We start from the raw sequence: 22860 nt of genomic DNA, 5'->3' as shown, positions 1-22860 counted from the left end.
CGTTTCATGGCGCTAAGCTAGAGTGTCGCAGGCGCAGCGCAATAGGCTTGCGATCAAATCGCCGGAGCGTCACTGTCCGCTTATGTCGAAACCGCCCCGCATTGCCGTTCGCGCCGTCCTCGTGGAAAACGACCGCCTGCTGATGGTCAATGCCTACAAGGGGCGCGATGATCTGTGGTGTGCACCCGGTGGCGGGGCCGAGGCACACGCCAGCCTGCATGACAATCTGCGCCGCGAGATGATCGAGGAAACAGGATTGCGCGTGGACATCGGTCCGGTCTGCCTCGTGAACGAATTTCACGATCCCGAACGGGACATGCATCAGGTTGACATCTATTTTCGCTGTACCGTGGCCGATGCGCAGATCGACCCCGAATGGCAGGACCCAGAGGGGATCGTGACCGACAGGCGCTGGGTCACGCGGGCCGAACTGACACGCCTGCAGGTCAAACCCGACAGTCTTGCGGCCGTGGCCTTTGACGGGGTGAGTATGTTTTACGACCCGCTCGAGCCGCTTTTGCGATAAAGTGACAGTGCGATCCCGCCCAGCACCAGCCCCGCTGCAATCAAGAGGCGCTGCGTCAGAGGCTCTCCCAGCAAGACCACGCCACCGGCAACGGCGATGACCGGCACGCTGAGCTGCGCGATGGCGGCGACAGTCGTGGGCAGCTGCGGCAGCACCCGATACCACAGCGCATAGCCAAGCCCCGAGGTCACGGCACCGGATGTGACAGCGGCGAGGATCGCAGGTGCTGTCACCGTCCCAATCTGGCCCGAGACAATCAGCGCCACGATCACTAACGGCAGGCTCAGCACGAAATTTACCGCACTGGCCGCGACAGGGTCAGCGGCCCCCTGCCCCAACAAGGTATAGCCAGCCCATCCCAGACCCGCCGCGACCATGGCGATTGCCGGCAGCACGGGCACCTGCACGCCGCCGGCGGGCCACAGCAGGACAGCCAGCCCGGCCAGCGCCACCCCCGCACCGACCCAGCGCATCACCGGGACAACGATCCCCCGCGCGACGGCAGAGGCAAACATGCCCAGCTGCACGCATCCGAACAGGATTAGCGCGCCCAACCCTGCGTCCAGCGCGAGGTAGGCCCAGGAAAAACCGATCATGTAGATCGCCAGGGTGACGGCTCCGCCCAATCTGGCAGCAGTGACGCGCAACAGATCGCGCCGCGCGAGTGCCAGCAGAACAGCAGCCCCTGCCGCCACACGTATAGCCGCGAATGTCATTGGTGCCATGTCATGACCTGCAACTGCCACCCGGTTCAGGATCGAATTCGCGGCAAAGGCCACCATGACCAACGTCACGAGAGAGATCAGGCGCAACATGCTATTGAACGGGGAAATAGTCTTCGCATTGGCCTTCGCGGTAGACATCCGCGGTACAGCAATGCAACCCGCCGCCAAAGGCGTAGGCGTCACGCAATGCGACAGGGATGACGTTCATTCCCAGCTTGTCCATCTGTTCCATCTGGTAAACCTCCGACGCCTCGACGCAGACGGTTTTGGGGTCCAGCACCAGCACGTTCATCGACAACCAAGTCGATGAATAGCATAGCGGTGGCGGGCTGTTATGGGCCGGTTGGGCCGCATCCACGATGTCCCATCCGTTGCGTTCGAACATCTGCCGTTGCGCGTCAGGCAAACGACGTTGCGGGTTGTTCAGGATCAGACCGGGGCGCAGCGGCGTAAAGGTTGCGTCGATATGAATCGGATAGGGGTCACCGGGAAAGTTCACGGCATGCACGCGGTGGTCGGGGAAATGCCTGCGTAGCCATTCGATCCCCTTGAGGTTGGTCGTGAAACCGTGCTGCACCACCAGATCGCGCCCAAAGCGCAGCACGTCGGCGGCGTCGAACAGCGGTTCTTCCTCGGTCGTGACGAAATGTTTCGCCGCGGCCCATTCCAGCCGTTTCGCGTTGCCGATTTTGTCCGACAGGTAATCGGGGTGATAATCGGCGTCGGTCAGGCGCGGCTTGGGCGCGGATTCGTGGCGAAAACGGGGGTCTTCTTCGAAATAGCGCTGCATCAGGGGGCGATAATTGAGGTATTCGAACCAACGGCAGCGATAGGACATCGTCGCCTCCAGGATTTCTGAACCGACTGTCAGCAGGACATCGCGCGGTGGCATGCAGCCGAATTGGCTGTCGGTGTGAAAATCAGGGGTGGTCGCGGGCTGCGCGTGGTCGATGGGCGTGGGGCGATCGACACGGATGCCGCGCCCCTCCAGCAGCGCCGCAAAACCATCCAGCAATTCATTCGCGCGGTCGATGGTGTCCTGCGGTCGGCGGCCCCATTGGCCACGCATGTCGCTGTCTTCTGGCACCTTGGCATCAAGTGCGGGTTCGGCGGGGGGAATATGACAGTCATCCGCACGTCCCACGATGACGTGGCGCAGGGGGTCCCATTCATTCCAGCTGTTGACGATCGTCTTGGTCATGGTGCCCTCCGGAAATGCGCCCGACCAGTGGTAGGTCCGTCATGCCGATCCAGCAAGCACGGGTTTCAACCAGAGACCATCGCAGTCAGCCCCGCCCCGCTGTCGCAACCGTGACATGCACACAACCGCGCCTGCGCTATCTGTGGTGCGGTTCAAACGGAGGAATGACCATGAAACGCATGACAGCCAAGGATTTCGACCAAGAGCTACTGGATCTTTACGATTATTATGCGCACGGCAAAATCACCAAGCGCGAGTTTCTGGATCAGGCGGGACGCTATGCGGTGGGCGGCGTCACGGCGCTGTCGCTGCTGGGCATGCTGTCGCCGAATTATGCGATGGCCGAACAGGTGTCGTTCAACGACCCCGATATCGTGGCCGATTACATCAGCTATCCTTCGCCCAACGGCACGGGCGATGTGCGCGGGTATCTGGTGCGCCCTGCGAATGCCACGGGGCCATTGCCGGCCGTGCTGGTGATCCACGAAAACCGCGGCCTGAACCCCTATATCGAGGATGTCGCGCGTCGGCTGGCCAAGGCCGGGTTCATGGCACTGGCCCCGGACGGTCTGACATCGGTCGGCGGCTATCCCGGCAACGACGCTGACGGACGCGAGTTGCAAAGCACGGTCGACGGCACGCAGTTGATGAACGATTTCTTCAACGGGTTTGAACACCTGCTGAACCGCGACGACAGCACGGGCCGCGTCGGTGCCGTCGGGTTCTGTTATGGCGGAGGTGTGGTCAATGCGATTGCCGTGGCCTACCCCGAATTGGCGGCCGGTGTGCCGTTCTACGGGCGACAGGCCAGCATCGCGGATGTCCCGAAAATCGAGGCACCTCTCTTGTTGCAATACGCCGAACTGGACGAGCGCATCAACGAAGGCTGGCCCCCGTTCGAGGCGGCCCTGCAAGCCAACGACAAAACCTATGAGGCGCATATCTATCCCGGTGTGAACCACGGCTTTCACAACGACAGCACTCCCCGCTATGACGCGGCGGCGGCAGAACTGGCCTGGGATCGGACCTTGGCGTGGTTCAATACCTATCTGACCTGATGCGTAGGCGGGCGCATCCCGACTGATGCGCCCGCGCTGGACCATGCCGCGTTATGTCGCAGAAATGCCCGCTGCAATTTGACCCGCGCACCATATCTGTTTGACGCACAGACAGGAGTTGATCCGATGAAACACGACACCGATATGGCATTGAGCGCCGACGCCTATATCACGCAGCACCACGAACCGGTGGACTGGCGTGACCGGACCGCGCTGCGCGTCGTGAAATTCATGCGTTTCTTTGCCGACAAATTCTTTGCCCAGCGCTATGGCCACCGCGCCGTTGTTCTGGAAACCGTCGCTGCTGTCCCCGGCATGGTGGGCGGCCTGTTGCAGCATCTCAAGGCGCTGCGCCATATCCGCGACGACCAGGGCTGGATCAAGGAGCTGATCGAAGAGGCCGACAACGAGCGCATGCACCTGATGACCTTCGTGGAAATCGCGCAACCGTCGCGATTGGAACGGTTTCTGATCGCCGCGGCACAGTTGGTTTTCTACAACCTGTATTTCTTTCTCTACCTGCTGGCCCCGCGCATTGCCCACCGGGTCGTGGGCTATCTCGAGGAAGAGGCCGTCATCAGCTACACCCACTATCTGGAACAGATTGACGCCGGGCATGCCGAAAACGTGCCGGCCCCCCAGATCGCCAAGGACTATTGGAAACTGGACGATGACGCGCGCCTGCGCGAGGTCGTGATCGTGATCCGCGACGACGAGGCGCGCCACCGGGACGCCAACCACGGGTTCGCCGACCAGATCAAGAACGGCGAACACGCATAGGCTGGACAGTCAATGGACGGCCCGCCGCCACAATGCGGGTCAGCCGAACAATCCTAATACGCGAAAGGGCGACCCGCATGGGTCGCCCTTTTTTGACGTTGGCGTTCGGAAACGAGGTGCCGGTTGGCAGATGCCCGCACCGTGGTGCGGAGGCGGGACACGGTTCGTGTTTGCTGCGCAAACATCTCTCATGCCCCACCAAACGTGTTCGAGGCGATGCCTCAAACCACGTTTTTACATCATGCCGCCCATGCCGCCCATGCCGCCCATGTCACCCATGCCGCCGCCGCCGTTGCCGCTGTCCTTGGACGGTTTGTCAGCAACCATGGCTTCGGTGGTGATCAGCAGGCCTGCGACGGATGCCGCGTCCTGAAGGGCTGTGCGGACAACCTTGGCCGGGTCGATGACGCCGAACTTGAACATGTCGCCATATTCTTCGGTCTGCGCGTTAAAGCCAAAGTTCTTGTCCGTGCTTTCGCGGATCTTGCCAGCCACGACGGAACCGTCGACGCCAGAGTTTTCTGCGATCTGACGCAGCGGTGCCTCGAGTGCCTTGCGGATGATCGCGATACCGACGTCCTGGTCAGAGTTCGCACCCTTCAGGCCGTCCAGTGCCTTTGCACCTTGGACCAGAGCGACACCACCACCGACGACAACGCCCTCTTGGACGGCTGCGCGGGTTGCGTTCAGTGCGTCGTCAACGCGGTCCTTGCGCTCTTTCACTTCGACTTCGGACATGCCGCCGACGCGGATGACAGCAACACCACCGGCCAGTTTGGCCACGCGCTCTTGCAGCTTTTCACGGTCGTAATCGGACGTGGTTTCCTCGATCTGGCCGCGGATCTGGTTGACCCGTGCTTCGATCTCGGCCTTGTCGCCGCCGCCATCAACGATGGTGGTGGTGTCCTTGGTGATGGAAACGCGCTTGGCGGTGCCCAGCATGTCCATCGTGACCGATTCCAGCTTCATGCCGAGGTCTTCGGAGATGACCTGACCGCCGGTCAGGATCGCGATGTCCTGCAGCATGGCCTTGCGACGATCGCCGAAACCGGGTGCCTTGACGGCAGCGATTTTCAGACCGCCACGCAGCTTGTTGACCACGAGTGTTGCCAGGGCTTCGCCCTCGACGTCCTCGGAGATGATCAGCAGCGGCTTCTGGCTCTGGATCACGGCCTCGAGCAGCGGCACCATCGGCTGCAAGGAGGACAGCTTTTTCTCGTGCAGCAGGATCATGACGTCGTCGAGTTCGGCCGTCATCTTCTCGGTGTTGGTGGTGAAGTAGGGCGACAGGTAGCCACGGTCGAACTGCATGCCTTCGACGACATCGGTCTCGGTCTCGAGGCCTTTGTTCTCTTCGACGGTGATGACACCTTCGTTGCCGACCTTTTGCATCGCGTCAGCGATCTGGCGACCGATTTCAGCTTCGCCGTTGGCGGAGATGGTGCCGACCTGTGCGACTTCGTCGCTGTCGGTCACGTCGCGTGCAGCGGCCTTGATGGCCTCGACAACCTTGGAGGTCGCCATGTCGATGCCGCGCTTGAGGTCCATCGGGTTCATGCCGGCAGCAACCGACTTCATGCCTTCGCGGACGATCGCCTGGGCCAGAACCGTGGCGGTCGTGGTGCCGTCACCGGCCTCGTCGTTGGTCCGGGAAGCAACTTCCTTGACCATCTGTGCGCCCATGTTCTCGAACTTGTCTTCCAGCTCGATCTCTTTGGCGACGGACACACCGTCCTTGGTGATGCGGGGGGCGCCGAACGATTTGTCCAGAACCACGTTGCGGCCTTTGGGGCCCAGCGTGACCTTGACGGCGTCTGCAAGGATGTTGACACCCTTGAGCATGCGATTGCGGGCGTCGGTGCCGAATTTGACGTCTTTAGCAGCCATTTTCATGTGCTCCTGATATTTGGTTTCGTTGGAAAAGCGTGCGTCTCAGGCGATCACAGGATGCCGAGGATGTCGCTTTCCTTCATGATCAACAGGTCTTCGCCGTCGATCTTGACTTCGGTGCCGGACCATTTGCCGAACAGAACCTTGTCGCCGGCCTTGACGGCCATCTCGATCAGTTCGCCGTTGTCCTTGCGCGCACCGGTGCCAACGCTGATGATCTCGCCCTCTGCGGGCTTTTCTTTTGCGGCTTCGGGGATGATCAGACCGCCTGCGGTTTTGTCGTCGCCTTCGATGCGGCGAACCAGAACGCGGTCATGAAGAGGGGTGAATGCCATCTGAAAGACCTTCCTTCGTTGATGTTTCAATTTCGTTAGCACTCACCCAAGTCGAGTGCTAGCGGGGTGTAGTTAGGGAGGGGAAGTGCAGCTGTCAACTGGTTTGCGTGTCGCAAAATCGTTTCACCGGCGGGTTAGCGTCACCGGCGGAATTGATAGATCACAAGGACCACTTTCATGTTTCGCACCCTGATGACAAGCGTGGCGGCCGCAGCCCTCGCAACACCGCTGCTGGCCGCAGTCCACGCCCCCCTGGTCGTGTCGACCGACGCGGCAACCGGCCCCGGCAGCCTGTCCGAGGCATTGGCCCAGGCCAGCGCTGCCACCACGCCCACCACCATCCTGATCACGACAGAGGGCGACATCGCGCTGGACGCGACAGCAACCTATGACGGCGCGGCACCACTGACACTGATCGGTCGCGGGCAGACCCTGATGGCAAACGGCGATTTCACACTGCTGGCGATCGCGCAGGGTGCTGATGTGACCATCCATGCGCTGAATTTCACCGGGCCGGGTGGATTTGATATCGCAAACCAGTCCACCGGCACGCCGGGCAAGGGTATCTATGTCGGCGTCCCGCAGGATGCGACAGGTACCGTGACCCTGACCTTGCAGGACGTCACCGTGCGCGACGTGGCCGGACACGGCATCCACCTGTCGGATTGTTCACTTGCGGATGCCTGTGGCGCGGGCGCTGGTGGTGGTGGCGATGGATCGGCCGCCAGCATTTCCGTGATACTGAACGGGGTGACCGTCGAAAACGCGGGTCACGGCAGCTTTGACTCCGATGGCGTGCGGGTCGACGAGCGCGGTGATGGGGACATCACGTTTCATGCCAGCGCGTCGCGGTTCATTAGCGTCGGGGCCGACGGGGTCGAACTGGACGAAGGCGACGCAGGCGATGTGCGCGTGACCTCGATCGACAACCATTACGACCTGAACGGGAACTATTGCGATCCTGCCGTGGTCGCCAGTTTCCTGCCCGATCCCGATGAGGGTGAATTCGAACCCGGCGTCCTGGCCGAGGCGGACGCCCCCGGACCGGTCACAGGATCGCCGGATGATCGCTGCATCGAACGCGAGGTTGATCTGCATGATGACGGGTCCGTTGCCGAATACGCTTTTGGCATCGACCTGGACGACGGGTTTGACGTGGACGAGGCAGGTGACGGTTCGATCATCGCGACCTTGACCGGCGGCCAGATCATGAACAACACCGACGAGGGATTGGATTTCGACGAGGCAGGTGCCGGCGACATCACGCTGACGCTGGTGGGGGCCTTGGCCGAAGGCAACACTGATGATGCGATCAAGCTGTCCGAAGAGGATGCCGGCGACGTCACTGTGGTGGCCACGGCCATCACGGCGCGTGCCAACGGTGGCAAGGGCGTCGTGCTGGAAGAGGCCGACGCGGGCGACCTTGCCCTGACGGGTGTCGACCTGTCCACCGAGGCAAACGACGATAGCGACGATACCGGCCTGGAACTGGTCCAAGAGGACGCGGGCGCAGGCAGCGCAACGCTGATCCGCGCCAACCTGTCCGACGGCATGGATCTGGACGGCGTCACCCTGCCCTGACCCCACTTGCCCGCCGCACACGGTGCGGCGGGCACACCACGATGCGCGCCACCCGCCCAAGCGCGTGCCGCGATCAGCCCCATGCAGTTCACCATTGATCAAAGGCCAGTGTTGGTGTCCGCCCCCTCCCGCAGACGCTCTCGCCTTCGTCCACCGCGTGCGGCAGGCGACAAACCACTTGGTGCGGATCAGGCGCTGGCCGATCCTGGCGCGGCAACCTATGATCGCGCAAAATCGTCCGGGGCAGGATCACCGGACACCCCCAGCGAACCGAGGCCAAAATGCGACAGTTGATTCCCCTGACCCTGATGGCCCTTGTCAGCGCGACACAGGCCATTGCGGCCTGTGCAGGCGATGACGTGCGCACCCGCCTGTCAGCGGCGGAACGACTGGAGGTGACGACAGCCGCAGCGGCGACGCCCTATGGCAGCGGCACGATCTGGACCGCAACGCGCGGCGATGACCGCATCACCATCGCAGGCACAATGCACCTGTATGACCCCCGACTGGCCCCGATCGCAGTGCAATTGTCCCCCGCCATCACCGCAGCAGACCTTCTGCTGGTCGAGGCAGGTCCCGAGGAAGAGGCCGCAATGGCAGACGCCATCGCAAGCGACCCATCGCTGCTGTTCCTGACGGACGGGAATTCGCTGACCGACCTGATGGAACCAGAAGCCTTTATCGCCTTGTCACGCGCGGTCGAGGCCCGCGGCCTGCCAGCGGCCGCAGCCGCACAGATGCAACCGTGGTATCTGTCGCTCACCCTTGCCATGCCGACCTGTGCGCTGGCGGACTTGCAACAGGGCCGCCAGGGCCTCGATGCGAAATTGATCGATATCGCGCTGGCAGCCGATATCGATGTTCAGGCTGTCGAACCCTGGGACACGATCTTTTCTCTGATGTCTGCCGACCCGATCGATGATCAGATTGATGCGCTGAACCTTTCGTTCATGCCAGAGGACCTCGCGAACGCGATGAACGCGACGATGCTCGACAGTTACTTTTCCGGCGAAATCGCCGAGCTGTGGGAACTGAGCCGCGTGGTCTCGCGTCAGGTTCCAGGCCTGGCACCGGAAGAGGCGGATACGCTGTTCGCCCAAATGGAGGACGACCTGCTGACCCGCCGCAACCTGGACTGGATGCCCGTCATCGCCAACGCCGCAGAGGCGCATGACACCATCGTTTTGGCCGTCGGCGCGGGTCACCTGCCGGGCGCGCAGGGCGTGCTGCGCCTGCTGGAAACCGATGGCTGGACGATCACGCCGGGGCTCTAGTCGCCGACATCCCCCCAATCGGCCAGGGCCGTTCGTCCCGATGCGGTCAGGTCATAGACCCCGCGCGACACCCGCGTGAACCAGCCATAATGGTTGGCGGCCATGATGGCCGTGGCATCCGGCACCTCGGCCCAATCCTTGATCCGGGCACCACCCGACGGGCCGTGCACCGCCAGAAACCGCGCGCAGGTGATCGCGTCCTGACGGTATCCGGTAATCAATCCGTGGCGCGTGGCACCGCCCGCGTTGGGGTCACCTTGCAACCGGTCGAACGCCTTCTTCAGGCGCTTGATCTTTTTGGGAGATTTGCGCGGGGTATAGTTGCCGGGGCTGGCGTGGGCTTCGACGAATCCGTCGCGCAGCCGCACCGACAGGACGCCCAGACCCAGACGCCGGGACAGTTTCACATTTGCCGCGAAGGGCTTGGCCTTGCCCCCGGCCGGAACGGCGACATAGACCGTGTCGCTCACGGCCAGCCGGTCCATCGCCTGATGAAAAAGCGTCAGCGAAAACCCCAGCTTCAATTCGACGACGATGATCTCATCGCCCTTGCGCGCCACCAGGTCAGCGGCACCAACCTCTCCCTTGACGGTATATCCCTGCGCCGCGAACCAGGCCTTGAGCGGCGGATACAGATCGCTTTCCCGTGGCATTGCACGCCCCCGTGACACCCGCGGCACTCCGACCTATAAGGCCCCAAATCCGCATTCCATGAGGCATATACCATGACCACCCTGATTTTCGGCCACAAGTCCCCTGACACCGATTCGACCGGATCGCCTCTGATCTGGGAATGGTTTCTGAACGACGCTGGCGTCGATGCAAAGGCTGTGCTGCTGGGCACGCCCAACACCGAGGCCGCATTCGTCATCGACCGCTGGGGGTTCGCACAGCCCGAAATCATCGCGGATGTCGACGCAGGCCAGGCTTGCGTCATCGTCGACACCAACAACCCCGCCGAACTGCCCGCCAGCATCATTGACGCCGATATCCGCGGCATCATCGACCACCACCTGCTGGTCGGCGGCATCAAGACCAAGGGCCCGATCGACATCACGATCCGCCCGCTGGCCTGCACCGCCACCATCATGCACCAGCTGATGGGCGACAAGGCCGCCACGATGCCCGAAGGCATCAAGGGCCTGATGCTGTCCTGCATCCTGTCCGACACGCTGCATTTCCGGTCGCCCACCACGACGCCGACCGACCGCGCATTGGCCGAACAACTGGCCACCGACCTCAACGTCGATATCGCGGCCTACGCTGACGAAATGTTCGCCGCCAAATCCGACGTCAGCGCGTTTTCGGATGCGGAACTGCTGCGCATGGATTCCAAGGAATACGAGGTCGACGGCACCAAGTTCCGCGTCAGCGTGCTGGAAACCACGTCGCCCAAGGCCGTGCTGGACCGCAAGGACGCCCTGATGGCCGCCATGCCCGCCGTGGCAGAGGAAGACGGCGTTGATCAGGTCCTGCTCTTTGTCGTGGACATTCTGAACGAAGAGGCCACGATGCTGTTGCCCAACGATCTGACCAAGGACGTGGCGCGCGCCAGCTTTGACGCCAAGCCCGAGGGCGACACGGTCGTGTTGCCCGGCGTGATGAGCCGCAAGAAACAGATCATCCCGAACCTGAAGAAATAAGCGCAGTCTGCGCATCATCTTGCCCAAAATACTCCCGCCGGAGGCACCGATTTTTCGCGAAAAATCGGCCACCGCATCATCAAGAGGTCCCGCCACATGACACAGATCATCAACAGCTTTCTGGATGTGGCGGGCGATTACGACGCCGCCTTTGTCGACCTGTGGGGCTGCATGCACGACGGAATCAGGGCGCATCCGGCAGCGGTCACGGCGATGCAGAATTATCGCCGTGCGGGCGGGCGGGTCATCCTGGTGACCAATTCGCCGCGTCCCTGGTCCTCGGTGCACAAACAGATCAACGGCATGGGCGTGCCTGACGACGCGTTCGACGCGATCGCGACATCAGGCGATTCGGCCCGGGCGGCCATGTTCAAGGGGGCGGTCGGGTCCAATGTCTGGTTCATCGGAGAGGACCATGACGCAGCTTTCTTCAAGCCGATGGATATCCTCGACGACCCGATGACCATCAACCGCGTCCCGCTGGACGAGGCGGATGGGATCGTATGTTGCGGCCCGTTCGACCCGATGGCCCATCCCGACACCTACCGCCCGCAATTCCTCGCAGCCAAGCAGCGCAGTCTGAAATTGCTCTGTGCCAACCCCGATATCGTGGTCGACCGCGGCGAGACACGAGAATGGTGCGCGGGCGCGCTGGCACAGCTCTACACGGAAATGGGCGGCGAAAGCCTGTATTTCGGCAAGCCGCATCCCCCGATCTACGATCTGGCACGCCGCAGGCTGGCGCAGATCGACCCCGAGCTGGACAAATCGCGGATCATCTGCATCGGCGACGGTATCCGGACCGACGTTCTGGGCGGCCAGCAGGAGGATCTGGATACGCTGTTCATCACGGGCGGTCTGGCCGCAGCAGAGACGCTGACTGAAACCGCTGGACCCGATCCCGATGCGCTGTCGCGCTACCTCGATGCCGAAATGGTTTCGCCAACATTCTCGATTGGGCACCTGCGCTAGACCAAAGTGCCCATCAAGCCTTGACGCAACAAAGTTTCGTGGTAGTTACACACAATAGCTTTTTGTTGCGTGATGGATGATGGATATGCTGGACAATATGCCCCGTGGGACAATCGTCATCGAGGATATCGAGGTCGGCATGGTCCGGTCCCTGCGCAAGGTGGTGACCGACGCGGACATCGAGATGTTCGCTCAGGTCACAACCGACCATAACCCGGTGCATCTGGACGACGATTATGCGCAGGATACGATCTTTGCCGGGCGCATCGCGCATGGGATGCTGACGGCCGGGCTGATTTCCGCCGTGATCGGCGAACAGCTGCCGGGACATGGCACCGTGTACATGGGACAAACGCTGAAATTCCTGGCCCCCGTGCGCCCGGGCGACATGGTGCTGGCCGAGGTCGAGGTGACGGCCATCGACTACGCCCGGCGGCGCGTGACAATGGAAACGCGCTGTCTGGTGGACGGCAAGAAGGTCCTGACCGGCGAGGCGACTGTTTTGGCCCCTTCGGGCAAGTTCGACTAACTTGCGCTGACCCCGCGCGCGCGATACGCCTCGCACATGCGCATCATCAGAGACACACTTTACATCGACCCGGCCGACCGCGGTGCTGCTGCGGCCGTCGGTAACTTTGACGGTGTCCATCTGGGGCATCGCGCGGTGATCGACATTGCACGCGCTGCCGCACAATCCGCCGGCGCACCGCTGGGCGTGATGACATTCGAGCCGCATCCGCGCCAGTTGTTTGCGCGGGACGCAGCACCGTTTCGGCTGATGAACGCCGCTGCCCGCGCCGAGGCGCTGGGGAAACTGGGCGTGGAAAAACTCTACGAGGTGCCTTTCAACCCGGCGCTTGTGGCACTGACGCCCAGAGAGTTCGCGCAAAAGATTATTCACGACAGGCTGGGTCTGGCCCATGTGGTCGTGGGGCAGGATTTCTGTTTCGGCAAAGACAGGGCCGGCACGGCGCAGGACCTGATGACCTTTGGCGCAGAGATGGGGTTCGGTGTGACAGTCGTTCCGATGGTCAAGAACGACGACGGGCGCATCAGTTCGACCGCGATCCGTACGGCGCTGACCGATGGGCGCCCGCGCGATGCGGCTGCCATGCTGGGCCACCGCCACCGCATCGTGGGCGAGGTCATTCGCGGCGACCAGCGCGGGCGCGATCTGGGATATCCCACCGCCAACATGAGCATCGCTGGCCTGCATCCCCCGAAATTCGGCGTCTATGCCGTGGTCGTCGACGTTCATGAGGGTCCACATGCCGGCAGCTATCACGGTGCGGCCTCGATCGGGGTGCGGCCGATGTTCGGTGAAAACCTGCCCAATTGCGAAACGTTCCTGTTTGATTTCAAGGGCGACCTTTACGGTGCCGAAATCTCGGTCGGGCTGGTGGAATACCTGCGCGGCGAAGAAAAGTTCGACAGCCTTGATGCGCTGATCACCCAGATGGACGCCGATTGCGCCCGTGCGCGGGACATCCTGACCAATGGCTGAAATCACGCGCACCGGCCTGCGGCCGCGGTTCTGGGAAAACGTGCCCATGGCCAAGATGACCCGCCCCGAGTGGGAGGCCCTGTGCGACGGCTGCGGCAAATGCTGCCTGAACAAGCTGGAGGACGAGGACACCGGCGAAGTCGCGCTGACCCGCGTCGCCTGCCGGCTGCTGGATAACGAAAGCTGTTTGTGCAGCCAATATCCGGTGCGCCACCAGTTCGTGCCGGAATGCATCGTGCTGACCCCGAAAACCATTGCGGACAACATGTACTGGTTGCCGCAGACCTGCGCCTACCGGTTGCTGACCGAAGGCCGCAAACTGTATGACTGGCACCCGCTGATCAGCGGCGATGCCGACAGTCCGCACACCGCCGGCGTCACCATGCGCGGCGAGACCCTGTCCGAGTGGGAAGTCGCGGACGAAGACTGGGAAGACCACATCATCGAGGAGCCGACCTGATGTTCTTTGCCTCTGACAACGGCGGGCCTGCCCACCCCAATGTCATGCGCGCCCTGATGCGCGCCAACGACGGCTATGCCAGCGCCTATGGTGCCGACCCGATCATGGAAGAAGTCCGCGCCCAGATTCGCGAGATTTTCGAGGCACCGCAGGCAGCGGTCTATCTGGTGGCGACCGGCACGGCGGCCAATGCGCTGACACTCGCGGCGCTGTGCAATCCCTGGCAGACGGTGTTCTGCACCCCGATGGCCCACATCCAGGAGGATGAATGCAACGCCCCCGAATTTTTCACCGGAGGTGCCAAGCTGACGCTGGTCGAGGCTGTTGCGGCCAAGATGACGCCCGACACCCTGCGCCGCGCGATCATGGCCGAGGAAACGCGTGGGGTGCACGGCCCGCAACGCGGCCCCGTCAGCATCACGCAAGCCACCGAAAAAGGCACTGTCCACAGTTGCGCCGAAATCGCGGCACTCTCGGCGGTCGCGCATGAATACGGGCTGAAGGTGCATCTGGACGGTGCACGGTTTGCCAATGCCCTCGTGGCGCTGGACTGCACCCCTGCCGAAATGACGTGGAAGGCCGGCGTCGATGCCGTCTGTTTCGGTGGCACGAAAAACGGTCTGCTGGGTGTGGAGGCCTGCGTATTCTTTGACCCGGCCGATGCCGCCACGTTCGAACTGCGACGCAAGCGGGGCGCACATCTGTTTTCCAAGCACCGCTACCTGTCGGCGCAGATGCAGGCCTATCTGTCGGGCGATCTGTGGCTGGACATGGCGCGTAGCGCAAATGCCCGTGGTCAGCGGCTGCTGCGCGGTTTGCAGCAAATGCCCCATGTGCAGGTCCTGTTTGATCCACCCGCGAACCTGCTGTTCTTTGACGCGCCGCGTGCGGTTCACGCCAGGGCGCTGAACGGCGGGGCGCTCTACTACGTGATGGGCGGCGATCCCCATGTCGGTGACCCCGAAGAGATGCTGACCGGACGGCTGGTCGCCGACTGGTCAGGCGACGATCAGGCGGTGGACGATCTGCTCGACCTGCTGCGCGCCTAGAGAAGTGCCGCCACCGCCTTTGGGTGGGTCAGCGGTGCCATATGACCTGCACCGGCGATGATATGGGACTGCGTCTGCGGGATCACCCGCGCAATGGTTTCGTGGATTTCGGCCATGATCGGCTGACAGATTTCACCGCGAATCAGCGTGACTGGCACCCGCACCTGCGGCAAACGTGCGGCGACGTCATGAATGTCGTCCTCGATGGCCGGGGCAGCCGCCAGCACAAGCGGCATTCCGGCGGCCATTGCCTGTTTGACTTGCGGTTTCAGCGCGCCCCACCCCCCAATGCCATAGGCTGCGTGAAACTTGCGCGCCGCGGCATCGGGATCACCGGATGAGAGCGCGGACCTGATCGCGCGAAACGTGGCACGATGGGCCTGCATTGCATCGGTCCCGGTGGCCAGCGCAAAGAACACAGGCTCGATCAAGGTCAGTCGCGTGACGAGGTCCGGCCTTTCGACCGCCAGACGCAACGCGATGGTACCACCAAAGGAGTGTCCGATCACATGCATGGGCCGCGTGACCAGCGGCAAAATCGCGTTCAGATTGGCGGTCTGATAGTCGCCCTTCCCGTCCCAAGCGGGGCTTTGGCCGTGGCCAAGCAGGTCTGGCAGGACCGCACGCAACCCTGCGGCCTGCGCCAGCGGCAACAGCGCCTCGTGTCGGGCCAACGAGCAATGCAGCATCAGTGTATCGGGCGAATGTCCGGTCCAGCCGGTATGCAGCGCCACCATCAGATGCGACCTGCGAGGTGCGCCTCCAGGTCGGTCAGACGGTCCTCGCCCCAGAAACGCGCGTCACCGTCGGTGATAAAGAACGGCGCGCCGAAAACGCCCAGGCGCACGGCCTCTTCGGTATTACGATGATAGGTCTCTGCACCGGCCAGCAACCCGCTGTCAGCGAGGCTGGCGGGGAAATCGGCCGCAGTCAGACAATCCCGGATCACATCATCCGAGGCAATGTCGCGGTCTTCGGACCAGCAGGCGCGGGTGATCCCCGCCACGAGGGCTGCCATGTCGCCGGATCCATCCGCCTGCGCGGCAATGATCGCGTAGGATGACGGTGCAGGATTGGTGGGAAAGAACGCTGGTTTTTCCTTCATCGGGAGGCCTGTCATCATGGCACGCCGCCGCATGTCCTGCAGCCGGTAGGCCTGCCTGTTCGGGTGGCGTTCCGCAGGCGGCTGCCCCCCCGTGCGCGAAAAGACATTCATCAGGTCCATCGGCCTGTAGGTCAGCGTCGCGCCGTGCGCGGTGGTAATTTCGGCAGGGCGCACACCACAAAGGTAGGTGTAGGGGCTGATCGTTGCGAAATAGTAGTCGACATGGGCCATTGCGCCGTCTCCGGGTGCGGGGGATGTTTTCGCGACGGTAGCGGTGTGCTAGGCGGTGTCAACGCAGCGATTCCTGCCGCTGCCAGCGCAAAGGACCGCCCTGCATGCCCACATCCCATGAACCCAAACTGATTTCCGGCAATGCCAACCGCCCCCTGACCGAGGCCATCGCCCAGCGGATGAGCCTGCACCGTGGCATTGACGTCGGTCTGGTCGATGCACGGGTCGAGCGTTTCAACGACGGCGAAATCTTTGTCGAGGTGTTCGAAAACGTGCGCGGCGAGGACATGTTCGTGGTCCAGCCCACGTCAAACCCTGCGAATGACAACCTGATGGAGCTGATGATCATCGCGGATGCCCTGCGCCGGTCATCCGCCGCACGCATCACGGCCGTGATGCCCTATTTCGGCTATGCGCGTCAGGACCGCCGCAGCAAGGCGCGGACGCCGATTACCGCCAAACTGGTGGCAAACCTGCTGGTCGAGGCGGGGATCGAGCGCATCCTGACGCTGGACCTGCACGCGACGCAGATACAGGGGTTTTTCGATATTCCCGTCGACAATCTCTATGCCAGCCCGATCTGGGCGCTGGATGCGATGCACCATTTCAAGGATCGCATGGACGAGGTGATGGTTGTGTCACCCGATGTGGGTGGCGTGGCCCGTGCCCGCGACCTTGCGCAGCGTATCAACGCGCCTCTGTCCATCGTCGACAAACGGCGCGGAAAACCCGGTGAAGTCGCCGAAATGACGGTCATCGGTGACGTCAAGGACCGTGTCTGTCTGATCGTCGACGACATCGTCGATACCGCTGGCACCCTTTGCAAAGCGGCGCAGGTGTTGATGGATAACGGCGCAAAGGAAGTGCATTCCTACATCACACATGGCGTCTTGTCCGGCCCGGCGATCGAACGGATCAGCAAATCGGTCATGACGAACCTCGTCATCACGAACACGATCCAGCCGACCGCCGCTGTTCTGGCCTGCCCGCAGATCCGCATCGTGAATACGGCACCTGTCTTTGCACAGGCGATTCTGAACACGTGGAATGGCACCAGCGTGTCGTCGCTGTTCAATCACAAGACGCTGAAGCCGATCTATGAGGGCGTCTACAGCGGTTGATCAGATGTCCCAGGCATCCTCTGACCGGAGGGTGCCTATCGCCATCCAGGCAACCCGCACGCGGGCGACCTGCGTGTCGCCCCATGTCCGGAACACCACGTCGAAACCGTCGCGCGCAACGTTTTCGGACGTGATATCGACGCGACTGTTCGCGGAATTGGAAATATCCCACATCGACAGCGACACATGAACCAGCGGCGTATCTGCGTAAAGCTCGCCGAAATTGACGCGCTTACGCGTGAGGCGTGGCCCCTCGCCCGTCCACATGGCCCCGTCGTCCTCGAAATCAGAGAATAGTACGAGATCGCCCTGATCGATGCCGACGGCATTATTTTCAATTCTGCGCATCAAATGTCACTTAATGTAAATTACCACTGACTTGCACGACAATCTGCATGAATTGAGGCGATTGTGCAGCAAAAAGGGGCCAGCAATGCCAGCCCCTCTTTTGAATTGTCCGTTATCAGTTGGATCAGCCGAAATTCGACTGCTTTGGGTCCAGACCGATGTGCGTGCCGATTGCGACCATATCAGCGATCAGGCGGGCCGCGTCGTCGACGGGTCCGGGTTCGTTTTCGACGGTTTTCGCCTTTTGCATTTGTGCGTGGGCGTCCTCCATCATCTTGTTGAACACCTCTTGCGTCATTTCGGAACGCGGCAGAGCTGATTCAGCCAGAACCGACACCGATGTTGCCGTGATTTCGGCGAAACCACCGACCACGACATATTCATCGGACCCGCCACTGTGCACGACGGTCATGATACCGGGGCGCAACGTGGTGATGGTCGGCGCATGGTTGGCCATGGCCGTCAGGTCACCGTCCGCACCGGGGATGCGTACTTCGGTTGCCTCGACCGACGCCAGACGGCGCTCGGGCGAGACAAGGTCGAATTGCAGGTTGTCTGCCATGTCGGCTCCTTACGCGGCGTCGGCCGCCATTTTCTCTGCCTTGGCTTTCACTTCGTCGATGCCGCCGACCATGTAGAACGCACCTTCGGGCAGGTGGTCATACTCGCCGGCAACGACAGCCTTGAAGGATGCGATCGTGTCCTCGAGGGCGACCTGAACGCCCGGCGAACCGGTGAACACCTGTGCCACGTCGAACGGCTGCGACAGAAAGCGCTCGATCTTGCGGGCGCGGGCCACGGCCAGTTTGTCGTCCTCGGACAGTTCGTCCATGCCGAGAATGGCGATGATGTCCTGCAGCGACTTGTAGCGCTGAAGCACCTGCTGCACGTCGTTGGCAACCTTGTAGTGCTCTTCGCCGACGATGCCGGGATCAAGCAGACGCGAGGTGGAATCGAGCGGGTCAACGGCCGGGTAGATACCCTTTTCCGAAATCGCACGGTTCAGAACCGTCGTCGCGTCAAGGTGGGCAAAGGAGGTTGCCGGTGCAGGGTCGGTCAAGTCGTCGGCCGGCACGTAGATGGCCTGCACGGAGGTGATCGAACCGTTCTTGGTCGAGGTAATGCGTTCCTGCATTGCACCCATGTCAGTGGCCAGCGTCGGCTGGTAGCCCACGGCAGAGGGGATACGACCCAGAAGTGCGGACACCTCGGAACCGGCCTGCGTAAAGCGGAAGATGTTGTCCACAAAGAACAGCACGTCCGTACCGGACTGGTCCCGGAACTGTTCGGCCATCGTCAGACCGGACAGGGCAACACGCATACGCGCACCGGGAGGCTCGTTCATCTGACCGTAGACCAGCGCCACTTTGGACTTGGTCAGGTCTTCGGCATTGATGACGCCGGATTCGATGAATTCGTAATACAGGTCGTTGCCTTCGCGGGTACGCTCACCCACGCCAGCGAACACGGAATAGCCCGAGTGCACCTTGGCGATGTTGTTGATCAGTTCCTGAATGAGAACCGTCTTGCCCACGCCGGCACCGCCGAACAGACCGATTTTACCGCCCTTGGCGTAGGGGGCCAGCAGGTCGATGACCTTGATGCCGGTCACCAGCACCTCGGAGGTGGTGGACTGTGCTTCGAACGAAGGCGCTTCGGCATGGATGGAACGACGCTCTGTCGTCTCGATCGGACCTTTTTCGTCAACGGGGGCGCCGACGACGTTCATGATGCGACCCAGCGTTGCATCACCAACGGGGACGGTGATGGTTTCGTCCATGTCGGTCACTTCCTGACCGCGGACCAGACCTTCGGTTGCGTCCATCGCGATGCAGCGTACGGTGTTTTCACCAAGGTGCTGCGCGACCTCGAGGATCAGCTCTTTGCCGTTGTTGTCCGTCTTGAGCGCGTTCAGGATCTCCGGCAGGTGATCATCGAACTGCACGTCCACGACGGCGCCAATCACCTGGGTGATCTTGCCTTTTGCGTTAGCCATAATGGTTCTCCGGGTTCGTTACAGCGCTTCCGCGCCGGAAATGATTTCGATCAGCTCGTTGGTGATGACGGCCTGGCGCGAGCGGTTGAATTCGATGGTCAGGTCGTCGATCATCTCGCCTGCGTTGCGGGTCGCGTTGTCCATGGCGGACATCCGCGCCCCCTGTTCCGAGGCCGCGTTTTCCAGCAGCGCCGCAAAGATCTGCGTTGCCACGCCACGCGGCAGCAGGTCGGCAAGGATCGCCTCTTCGCCGGGCTCGTAGTCATAGAGCGTGTTCGACCCGTCGCTGACGTTGGCGTCAGCGACCTCTTCGAACTTGGCCGGGATGATCTGCTGAGCCGTCGGATGCTGGCTGACGACGTTTTCAAAGCGCGCAAAGAAGATCGTCGCGACATCGAATTCTTCGTTGTCGAAACGCGCCAGCACGTCCTTGGCGATGCCCTGCGCATCGGCGTAACCGACCCGCTTGACGTCCGTCATGTCGACGTGGCCGACGAACAACTCGCGCAGATCGCGGCGCAGGGCGTCACGACCTTTCTTGCCGACGGTCAGGACCTTGACGGTCTTGCCTTCACCCTTGAGCCGGGTGGCGTGCTGACGTGCAAGCTTGGCGATGTTGGCGTTGAAACCGCCACACAGACCGCGCTCTGCCGTCATCACAATCAGCAGATGCGTCTGATCGCTGCCCGTTCCGGCCAGCAGTTTCGGCGCAGCGGGCGAACCCTCTGCGGCCTGCGACAGACCAGCCATCACTGCGTTGAACCGTTCCGTGTAGGGACGCGCAGCTTCGGCAGCATCCTGTGCCCGCCGCAGTTTCGCGGCGGCCACCATCTGCATGGCCTTGGTGATCTTGCGGGTCGATTTGACCGACGCGATCCGGTTTTTAAGGTCCTTGAGACTAGGCAAAACCTAAACTCCTCTCTCGAGCTGAATTACGCGAAGTCCTTGGCGAACGATTCAATAGCGTCCTTCAGTTTGGCTTCGGCATCGCCCTTGATCTTGGGGTCCTCGTTCGTGATGAAATCCAGCACGTCACGCTTGTTGGTGCGCATGTGGTTCAACAGACCGGCCTCGAATTTGCCGACCTGATCGACGGGCAGTTTGTCAAGGAAACCGTTGGTGCCTGCGTAGATCACGGTGACGATCTCTGCGTTGGTCAGCGGCGAATACTGCGGCTGCTTCATCAGTTCGGTCAGGCGTGCACCACGGTTCAGCAGACGCTGGGTTGCGGCATCAAGGTCGGAACCGAACTGGGCGAAGGCAGCCATTTCGCGGTACTGCGCCAGTTCCAGCTTGACCGGACCAGCGACGGATTTCATCGCATTGGTCTGCGCGGCAGAACCCACGCGAGACACGGACAGACCGGTGTTCACAGCCGGACGGATACCCTGGAAGAACAGTTCTGTTTCCAGGAAGATCTGACCGTCGGTGATCGAAATCACGTTGGTCGGAATAAACGCGGACACGTCGCCACCCTGGGTTTCGATGATCGGCAGTGCGGTCAGCGAACCTGCGCCGTTGTCTTCGTTCAGCTTGGCCGAACGTTCCAGCAGGCGGGAGTGGAGGTAGAAAACGTCACCCGGATAGGCTTCACGGCCCGGCGGACGACGCAGCAGCAGCGACATCTGACGATAGGACACGGCCTGCTTGGAAAGGTCATCGTAGATGATCAGGGCATGCTTGCCGTTGTCGCGGAAATACTCGGCCATCGCGGTGGCGGAGTAGGGTGCGAGGTACTGCATCGGTGCAGGCTCGGACGCGGTGGCTGCGACGACGGTGGTGTATTCGATCGCACCGGTCTCTTCGAGCTTTTTCACCAGCTGGGCAACGGTCGAACGTTTCTGACCGATTGCAACGTAGATGCAGTACAGCTTCTCGGAATCGTCCTTGGCCGCGTCGTTGTACGACTTCTGGTTCAGGATGGTATCGAGTGCGACAGCGGTTTTACCGGTCTGACGGTCGCCAATGATCAATTCGCGCTGGCCACGGCCAATCGGGATCATGGCGTCGATGGATTTCAGGCCTGTTGGCATCGGCTCGTGCACGGATTTACGTGGGATGATACCCGGTGCCTTGACGTCGGCCACGCGACGCTCAGAGGCGTTGATCTCGCCCTTGCCGTCCAGCGGGTTGCCCAGACCGTCGACAACGCGCCCCAGCAGTTCGGGACCAGCGGGCACGTCCACGATGGATTTCGTGCGCTTGACGGTGTCGCCTTCCTTGATGTCGCGGTCAGAGCCGAAGATCACGACGCCGACGTTGTCGGTTTCGAGGTTCAGCGCCATGCCGCGGATACCGCCGGGGAATTCGACCATTTCGCCGGCCTGGACGTTGTCCAGACCGTGAACGCGGGCAATACCGTCACCCACGGACAGAACGCGGCCCACTTCGGCGACTTCGGCGTCCTGGCCAAAGTTCTTGATCTGATCCTTGAGGATCGCAGAGATTTCAGATGCTTGGATCGCCATTTATCCGGCCTCTTTCATGTTGTTCTGGAGTGCATTGAGCTTGGAGCGGATCGAGGTGTCGATCATCTTGGAGCCCACTTTGACAATAAGACCGCCGATAATGGCGGGGTCGACGGTTTCGTCGATGGTGACGGACTTGCCGAACTGGTCGGACAGTGTTTTCACCAGCTTCTCGCTTTGACCCTTGGTCAGGGCCTTGGCGGTAATCACTTCGGCAGTTACTTCGCCACGCTCCTCGGCGAGCATGTCGCGCAGGGTGGTCAGAATGCCGGGCAGCACGAACAGACGACGCTTGTCAGCCAGCAGGCCAAGAAGGTTCGACATCGTGTCGGACAGTTGCATTTTGGCAGCCACCGCGCGGATTGCGGCGAATTGCTGATCGCGACCGTAGATCGGCGAATGGATCAGATCACGCAGGTCTGCGCTGTCGTTCAATGCGGTCTGAAGCGCGACCACGTCACCCTCCATGACCTTGAACTCGTTGCCGTCTTTGGCCAGTTCAAACACCGCGAGCGCATAGCGCTTGGCGATACCTTGAGAAATCGAAGCTGGTTCGGACACGTCCACCCTTCCGATCAAAGGCCCGCGAATCC

Annotated in this window: 25 protein-coding genes; 12 read left to right on the top strand and 13 right to left on the bottom strand. The window is 61.8% G+C overall.

Going from position 1 to position 22860, the window contains the following annotated elements; translation table 11 throughout:
* Positions 1-82: 82 nt before the first annotated feature.
* Positions 83-526 carry an NUDIX domain-containing protein gene (locus tag LGQ03_RS14070; protein WP_226748905.1) on the top strand — a complete coding sequence of 148 codons (444 nt, stop codon included), beginning with the start codon at positions 83-85 and terminating at the stop codon, positions 524-526.
* Here LGQ03_RS14070 and LGQ03_RS14065 read toward each other — a convergent pair.
* Together LGQ03_RS14065 and LGQ03_RS14060 are read right to left on the bottom strand one after the other, a co-directional pair.
* Positions 496-1341 (bottom strand): DMT family transporter, encoded by an 846-nt coding sequence (locus tag LGQ03_RS14065; RefSeq protein ID WP_319004503.1) that lies wholly within the window; start codon positions 1339-1341, stop codon positions 496-498. The genes LGQ03_RS14070 and LGQ03_RS14065 overlap by 31 nt on opposite strands.
* A gap of 1 nt (position 1342) precedes the next feature.
* A complete protein-coding gene (locus LGQ03_RS14060; protein WP_056033210.1) occupies positions 1343-2452 on the bottom strand; it encodes a serine/threonine protein kinase in 1110 nt (369 codons plus the stop codon).
* Positions 2453-2622: 170 nt separating this feature from the next.
* Here LGQ03_RS14060 and yghX point away from each other — a divergent pair, with 170 nt between their 5' ends.
* A complete protein-coding gene (gene yghX, locus LGQ03_RS14055; RefSeq protein ID WP_404807662.1) occupies positions 2623-3510 on the top strand; it encodes a YghX family hydrolase in 888 nt (295 codons plus the stop codon).
* A gap of 126 nt (positions 3511-3636) precedes the next feature.
* Positions 3637-4290 carry an alternative oxidase gene (locus LGQ03_RS14050; RefSeq protein WP_404807661.1) on the top strand — a complete coding sequence of 218 codons (654 nt, stop codon included), beginning with the start codon at positions 3637-3639 and terminating at the stop codon, positions 4288-4290.
* Between the two features lie 234 nt (positions 4291-4524).
* Here the strand turns inward: LGQ03_RS14050 and groL are convergent, their stop codons facing one another.
* Positions 4525-6177, bottom strand: coding sequence for a chaperonin GroEL (gene groL / locus LGQ03_RS14045; RefSeq protein WP_226748903.1), 1653 nt, complete (start codon positions 6175-6177; stop codon positions 4525-4527).
* 53 nt (positions 6178-6230) lie between these two features.
* Positions 6231-6515, bottom strand: a complete 285-nt coding sequence (locus tag LGQ03_RS14040; protein WP_056032489.1) for a co-chaperone GroES — start codon at positions 6513-6515, stop codon at positions 6231-6233.
* Positions 6516-6692: 177 nt separating this feature from the next.
* Here LGQ03_RS14040 and LGQ03_RS14035 point away from each other — a divergent pair, with 177 nt between their 5' ends.
* Complete coding sequence (locus tag LGQ03_RS14035) at positions 6693-8096, top strand: hypothetical protein (protein WP_226748902.1); 1404 nt, start codon at positions 6693-6695, stop codon at positions 8094-8096.
* Positions 8097-8377: 281 nt separating this feature from the next.
* On the top strand, positions 8378-9370 hold the full coding sequence (locus tag LGQ03_RS14030; protein ID WP_226748901.1) for a TraB/GumN family protein: 993 nt from the start codon (positions 8378-8380) through the stop codon (positions 9368-9370).
* Here the strand turns inward: LGQ03_RS14030 and LGQ03_RS14025 are convergent.
* Positions 9367-10023 (bottom strand): DUF2161 domain-containing phosphodiesterase, encoded by a 657-nt coding sequence (locus LGQ03_RS14025; RefSeq protein ID WP_226748900.1) that lies wholly within the window; start codon positions 10021-10023, stop codon positions 9367-9369. The genes LGQ03_RS14030 and LGQ03_RS14025 overlap by 4 nt on opposite strands.
* Positions 10024-10095: 72 nt before the next feature.
* On the opposite strand from LGQ03_RS14025, the gene LGQ03_RS14020 reads away from it, so the two are divergent.
* The 6 genes from LGQ03_RS14020 to LGQ03_RS13995 all read left to right on the top strand — a co-directional run bounded on the left by LGQ03_RS14020 (position 10096) and on the right by LGQ03_RS13995 (position 14998).
* Positions 10096-11013 (top strand): manganese-dependent inorganic pyrophosphatase, encoded by a 918-nt coding sequence (locus LGQ03_RS14020; RefSeq protein ID WP_226748899.1) that lies wholly within the window; start codon positions 10096-10098, stop codon positions 11011-11013.
* A gap of 96 nt (positions 11014-11109) precedes the next feature.
* Positions 11110-11985 (top strand): TIGR01459 family HAD-type hydrolase, encoded by an 876-nt coding sequence (locus LGQ03_RS14015; protein ID WP_226748898.1) that lies wholly within the window; start codon positions 11110-11112, stop codon positions 11983-11985.
* Between the two features lie 85 nt (positions 11986-12070).
* Positions 12071-12514, top strand: coding sequence for a MaoC family dehydratase (locus tag LGQ03_RS14010; RefSeq protein ID WP_226748897.1), 444 nt, complete (start codon positions 12071-12073; stop codon positions 12512-12514).
* A gap of 36 nt (positions 12515-12550) precedes the next feature.
* Positions 12551-13489 carry a bifunctional riboflavin kinase/FAD synthetase gene (locus LGQ03_RS14005; protein WP_226748896.1) on the top strand — a complete coding sequence of 313 codons (939 nt, stop codon included), beginning with the start codon at positions 12551-12553 and terminating at the stop codon, positions 13487-13489.
* Positions 13482-13949 (top strand): YcgN family cysteine cluster protein, encoded by a 468-nt coding sequence (locus tag LGQ03_RS14000; protein ID WP_090158454.1) that lies wholly within the window; start codon positions 13482-13484, stop codon positions 13947-13949. Before LGQ03_RS14005 ends, LGQ03_RS14000 begins: the two co-directional genes overlap by 8 nt.
* A complete protein-coding gene (locus LGQ03_RS13995; protein WP_090158453.1) occupies positions 13949-14998 on the top strand; it encodes a threonine aldolase family protein in 1050 nt (349 codons plus the stop codon). The genes LGQ03_RS14000 and LGQ03_RS13995 overlap by 1 nt, the downstream gene beginning before the upstream one ends.
* Here LGQ03_RS13995 and LGQ03_RS13990 read toward each other — a convergent pair.
* Both LGQ03_RS13990 and LGQ03_RS13985 read right to left on the bottom strand, forming a co-directional pair.
* On the bottom strand, positions 14995-15735 hold the full coding sequence (locus tag LGQ03_RS13990) for an alpha/beta fold hydrolase (RefSeq protein WP_226748895.1): 741 nt from the start codon (positions 15733-15735) through the stop codon (positions 14995-14997). The two genes, LGQ03_RS13995 and LGQ03_RS13990, sit on opposite strands and share 4 nt — an antisense overlap.
* Positions 15735-16334 (bottom strand): 2-hydroxychromene-2-carboxylate isomerase, encoded by a 600-nt coding sequence (locus tag LGQ03_RS13985; protein ID WP_226748894.1) that lies wholly within the window; start codon positions 16332-16334, stop codon positions 15735-15737. The genes LGQ03_RS13990 and LGQ03_RS13985 overlap by 1 nt, the downstream gene beginning before the upstream one ends.
* Before the next feature lie 104 nt (positions 16335-16438).
* Here LGQ03_RS13985 and LGQ03_RS13980 point away from each other — a divergent pair, with 104 nt between their 5' ends.
* Positions 16439-17455: a ribose-phosphate pyrophosphokinase gene (locus tag LGQ03_RS13980; RefSeq protein WP_090158450.1), complete on the top strand. Its 1017-nt coding sequence runs from the start codon at positions 16439-16441 to the stop codon at positions 17453-17455.
* Here LGQ03_RS13980 and LGQ03_RS13975 read toward each other — a convergent pair whose 3' ends face one another.
* From LGQ03_RS13975 to LGQ03_RS13950, 6 genes are all read right to left on the bottom strand, one after another.
* Positions 17456-17803, bottom strand: coding sequence for an H-type lectin domain-containing protein (locus tag LGQ03_RS13975; protein ID WP_226748893.1), 348 nt, complete (start codon positions 17801-17803; stop codon positions 17456-17458). It lies immediately after the preceding gene.
* Between the two features lie 124 nt (positions 17804-17927).
* Positions 17928-18365 carry a F0F1 ATP synthase subunit epsilon gene (locus LGQ03_RS13970; RefSeq protein WP_226748892.1) on the bottom strand — a complete coding sequence of 146 codons (438 nt, stop codon included), beginning with the start codon at positions 18363-18365 and terminating at the stop codon, positions 17928-17930.
* Between the two features lie 9 nt (positions 18366-18374).
* Complete coding sequence (gene atpD, locus LGQ03_RS13965) at positions 18375-19799, bottom strand: F0F1 ATP synthase subunit beta (RefSeq protein WP_090158447.1); 1425 nt, start codon at positions 19797-19799, stop codon at positions 18375-18377.
* A gap of 18 nt (positions 19800-19817) precedes the next feature.
* Positions 19818-20705 (bottom strand): F0F1 ATP synthase subunit gamma, encoded by an 888-nt coding sequence (locus tag LGQ03_RS13960; RefSeq protein WP_226748891.1) that lies wholly within the window; start codon positions 20703-20705, stop codon positions 19818-19820.
* A gap of 26 nt (positions 20706-20731) precedes the next feature.
* Complete coding sequence (gene atpA / locus LGQ03_RS13955; protein ID WP_090158445.1) at positions 20732-22267, bottom strand: F0F1 ATP synthase subunit alpha; 1536 nt, start codon at positions 22265-22267, stop codon at positions 20732-20734.
* Complete coding sequence (locus LGQ03_RS13950; protein ID WP_226748890.1) at positions 22268-22834, bottom strand: F0F1 ATP synthase subunit delta; 567 nt, start codon at positions 22832-22834, stop codon at positions 22268-22270.
* Positions 22835-22860: the final 26 nt, after the last annotated feature.

This window comes from Loktanella gaetbuli (genome assembly GCF_020531945.1).
Taxonomy (GTDB): domain Bacteria; phylum Pseudomonadota; class Alphaproteobacteria; order Rhodobacterales; family Rhodobacteraceae; genus Loktanella; species Loktanella gaetbuli.
The sequence above is the reverse complement of the archived record's forward strand: the minus strand, read 5'-3'. Positions and strand labels throughout refer to the sequence as shown.

Bases quoted from the DNA above. Each gene is read 5' to 3' on its own strand.
- LGQ03_RS14050 (WP_404807661.1), top strand. From the start codon at position 3,637: ATGAAACACGACACCGATATGGCATTGAGCGCCGACGCCTATATCACG.
- LGQ03_RS14065 (WP_319004503.1), bottom strand. From the start codon at position 1,341: ATGTTGCGCCTGATCTCTCTCGTGACGTTGGTCATGGTGGCCTTTGCC.
- LGQ03_RS13985 (WP_226748894.1), bottom strand. From the start codon at position 16,334: ATGGCCCATGTCGACTACTATTTCGCAACGATCAGCCCCTACACCTAC.
- LGQ03_RS14070 (WP_226748905.1), top strand. From the start codon at position 83: ATGTCGAAACCGCCCCGCATTGCCGTTCGCGCCGTCCTCGTGGAAAAC.
- LGQ03_RS14000 (WP_090158454.1), top strand. From the start codon at position 13,482: ATGGCTGAAATCACGCGCACCGGCCTGCGGCCGCGGTTCTGGGAAAAC.
- LGQ03_RS13975 (WP_226748893.1), bottom strand. From the start codon at position 17,803: ATGCGCAGAATTGAAAATAATGCCGTCGGCATCGATCAGGGCGATCTC.
- LGQ03_RS14020 (WP_226748899.1), top strand. From the start codon at position 10,096: ATGACCACCCTGATTTTCGGCCACAAGTCCCCTGACACCGATTCGACC.
- LGQ03_RS14010 (WP_226748897.1), top strand. From the start codon at position 12,071: ATGCTGGACAATATGCCCCGTGGGACAATCGTCATCGAGGATATCGAG.
- LGQ03_RS14060 (WP_056033210.1), bottom strand. From the start codon at position 2,452: ATGACCAAGACGATCGTCAACAGCTGGAATGAATGGGACCCCCTGCGC.
- LGQ03_RS14030 (WP_226748901.1), top strand. From the start codon at position 8,378: ATGCGACAGTTGATTCCCCTGACCCTGATGGCCCTTGTCAGCGCGACA.
- LGQ03_RS14005 (WP_226748896.1), top strand. From the start codon at position 12,551: ATGCGCATCATCAGAGACACACTTTACATCGACCCGGCCGACCGCGGT.
- LGQ03_RS14040 (WP_056032489.1), bottom strand. From the start codon at position 6,515: ATGGCATTCACCCCTCTTCATGACCGCGTTCTGGTTCGCCGCATCGAA.
- LGQ03_RS14015 (WP_226748898.1), top strand. From the start codon at position 11,110: ATGACACAGATCATCAACAGCTTTCTGGATGTGGCGGGCGATTACGAC.
- LGQ03_RS13980 (WP_090158450.1), top strand. From the start codon at position 16,439: ATGCCCACATCCCATGAACCCAAACTGATTTCCGGCAATGCCAACCGC.
- atpA (WP_090158445.1), bottom strand. From the start codon at position 22,267: ATGGCGATCCAAGCATCTGAAATCTCTGCGATCCTCAAGGATCAGATC.
- LGQ03_RS14025 (WP_226748900.1), bottom strand. From the start codon at position 10,023: ATGCCACGGGAAAGCGATCTGTATCCGCCGCTCAAGGCCTGGTTCGCG.
- atpD (WP_090158447.1), bottom strand. From the start codon at position 19,799: ATGGCTAACGCAAAAGGCAAGATCACCCAGGTGATTGGCGCCGTCGTG.
- groL (WP_226748903.1), bottom strand. From the start codon at position 6,177: ATGGCTGCTAAAGACGTCAAATTCGGCACCGACGCCCGCAATCGCATG.
- LGQ03_RS13970 (WP_226748892.1), bottom strand. From the start codon at position 18,365: ATGGCAGACAACCTGCAATTCGACCTTGTCTCGCCCGAGCGCCGTCTG.
- yghX (WP_404807662.1), top strand. From the start codon at position 2,623: ATGAAACGCATGACAGCCAAGGATTTCGACCAAGAGCTACTGGATCTT.
- LGQ03_RS13995 (WP_090158453.1), top strand. From the start codon at position 13,949: ATGTTCTTTGCCTCTGACAACGGCGGGCCTGCCCACCCCAATGTCATG.
- LGQ03_RS14035 (WP_226748902.1), top strand. From the start codon at position 6,693: ATGTTTCGCACCCTGATGACAAGCGTGGCGGCCGCAGCCCTCGCAACA.
- LGQ03_RS13990 (WP_226748895.1), bottom strand. From the start codon at position 15,735: ATGGTGGCGCTGCATACCGGCTGGACCGGACATTCGCCCGATACACTG.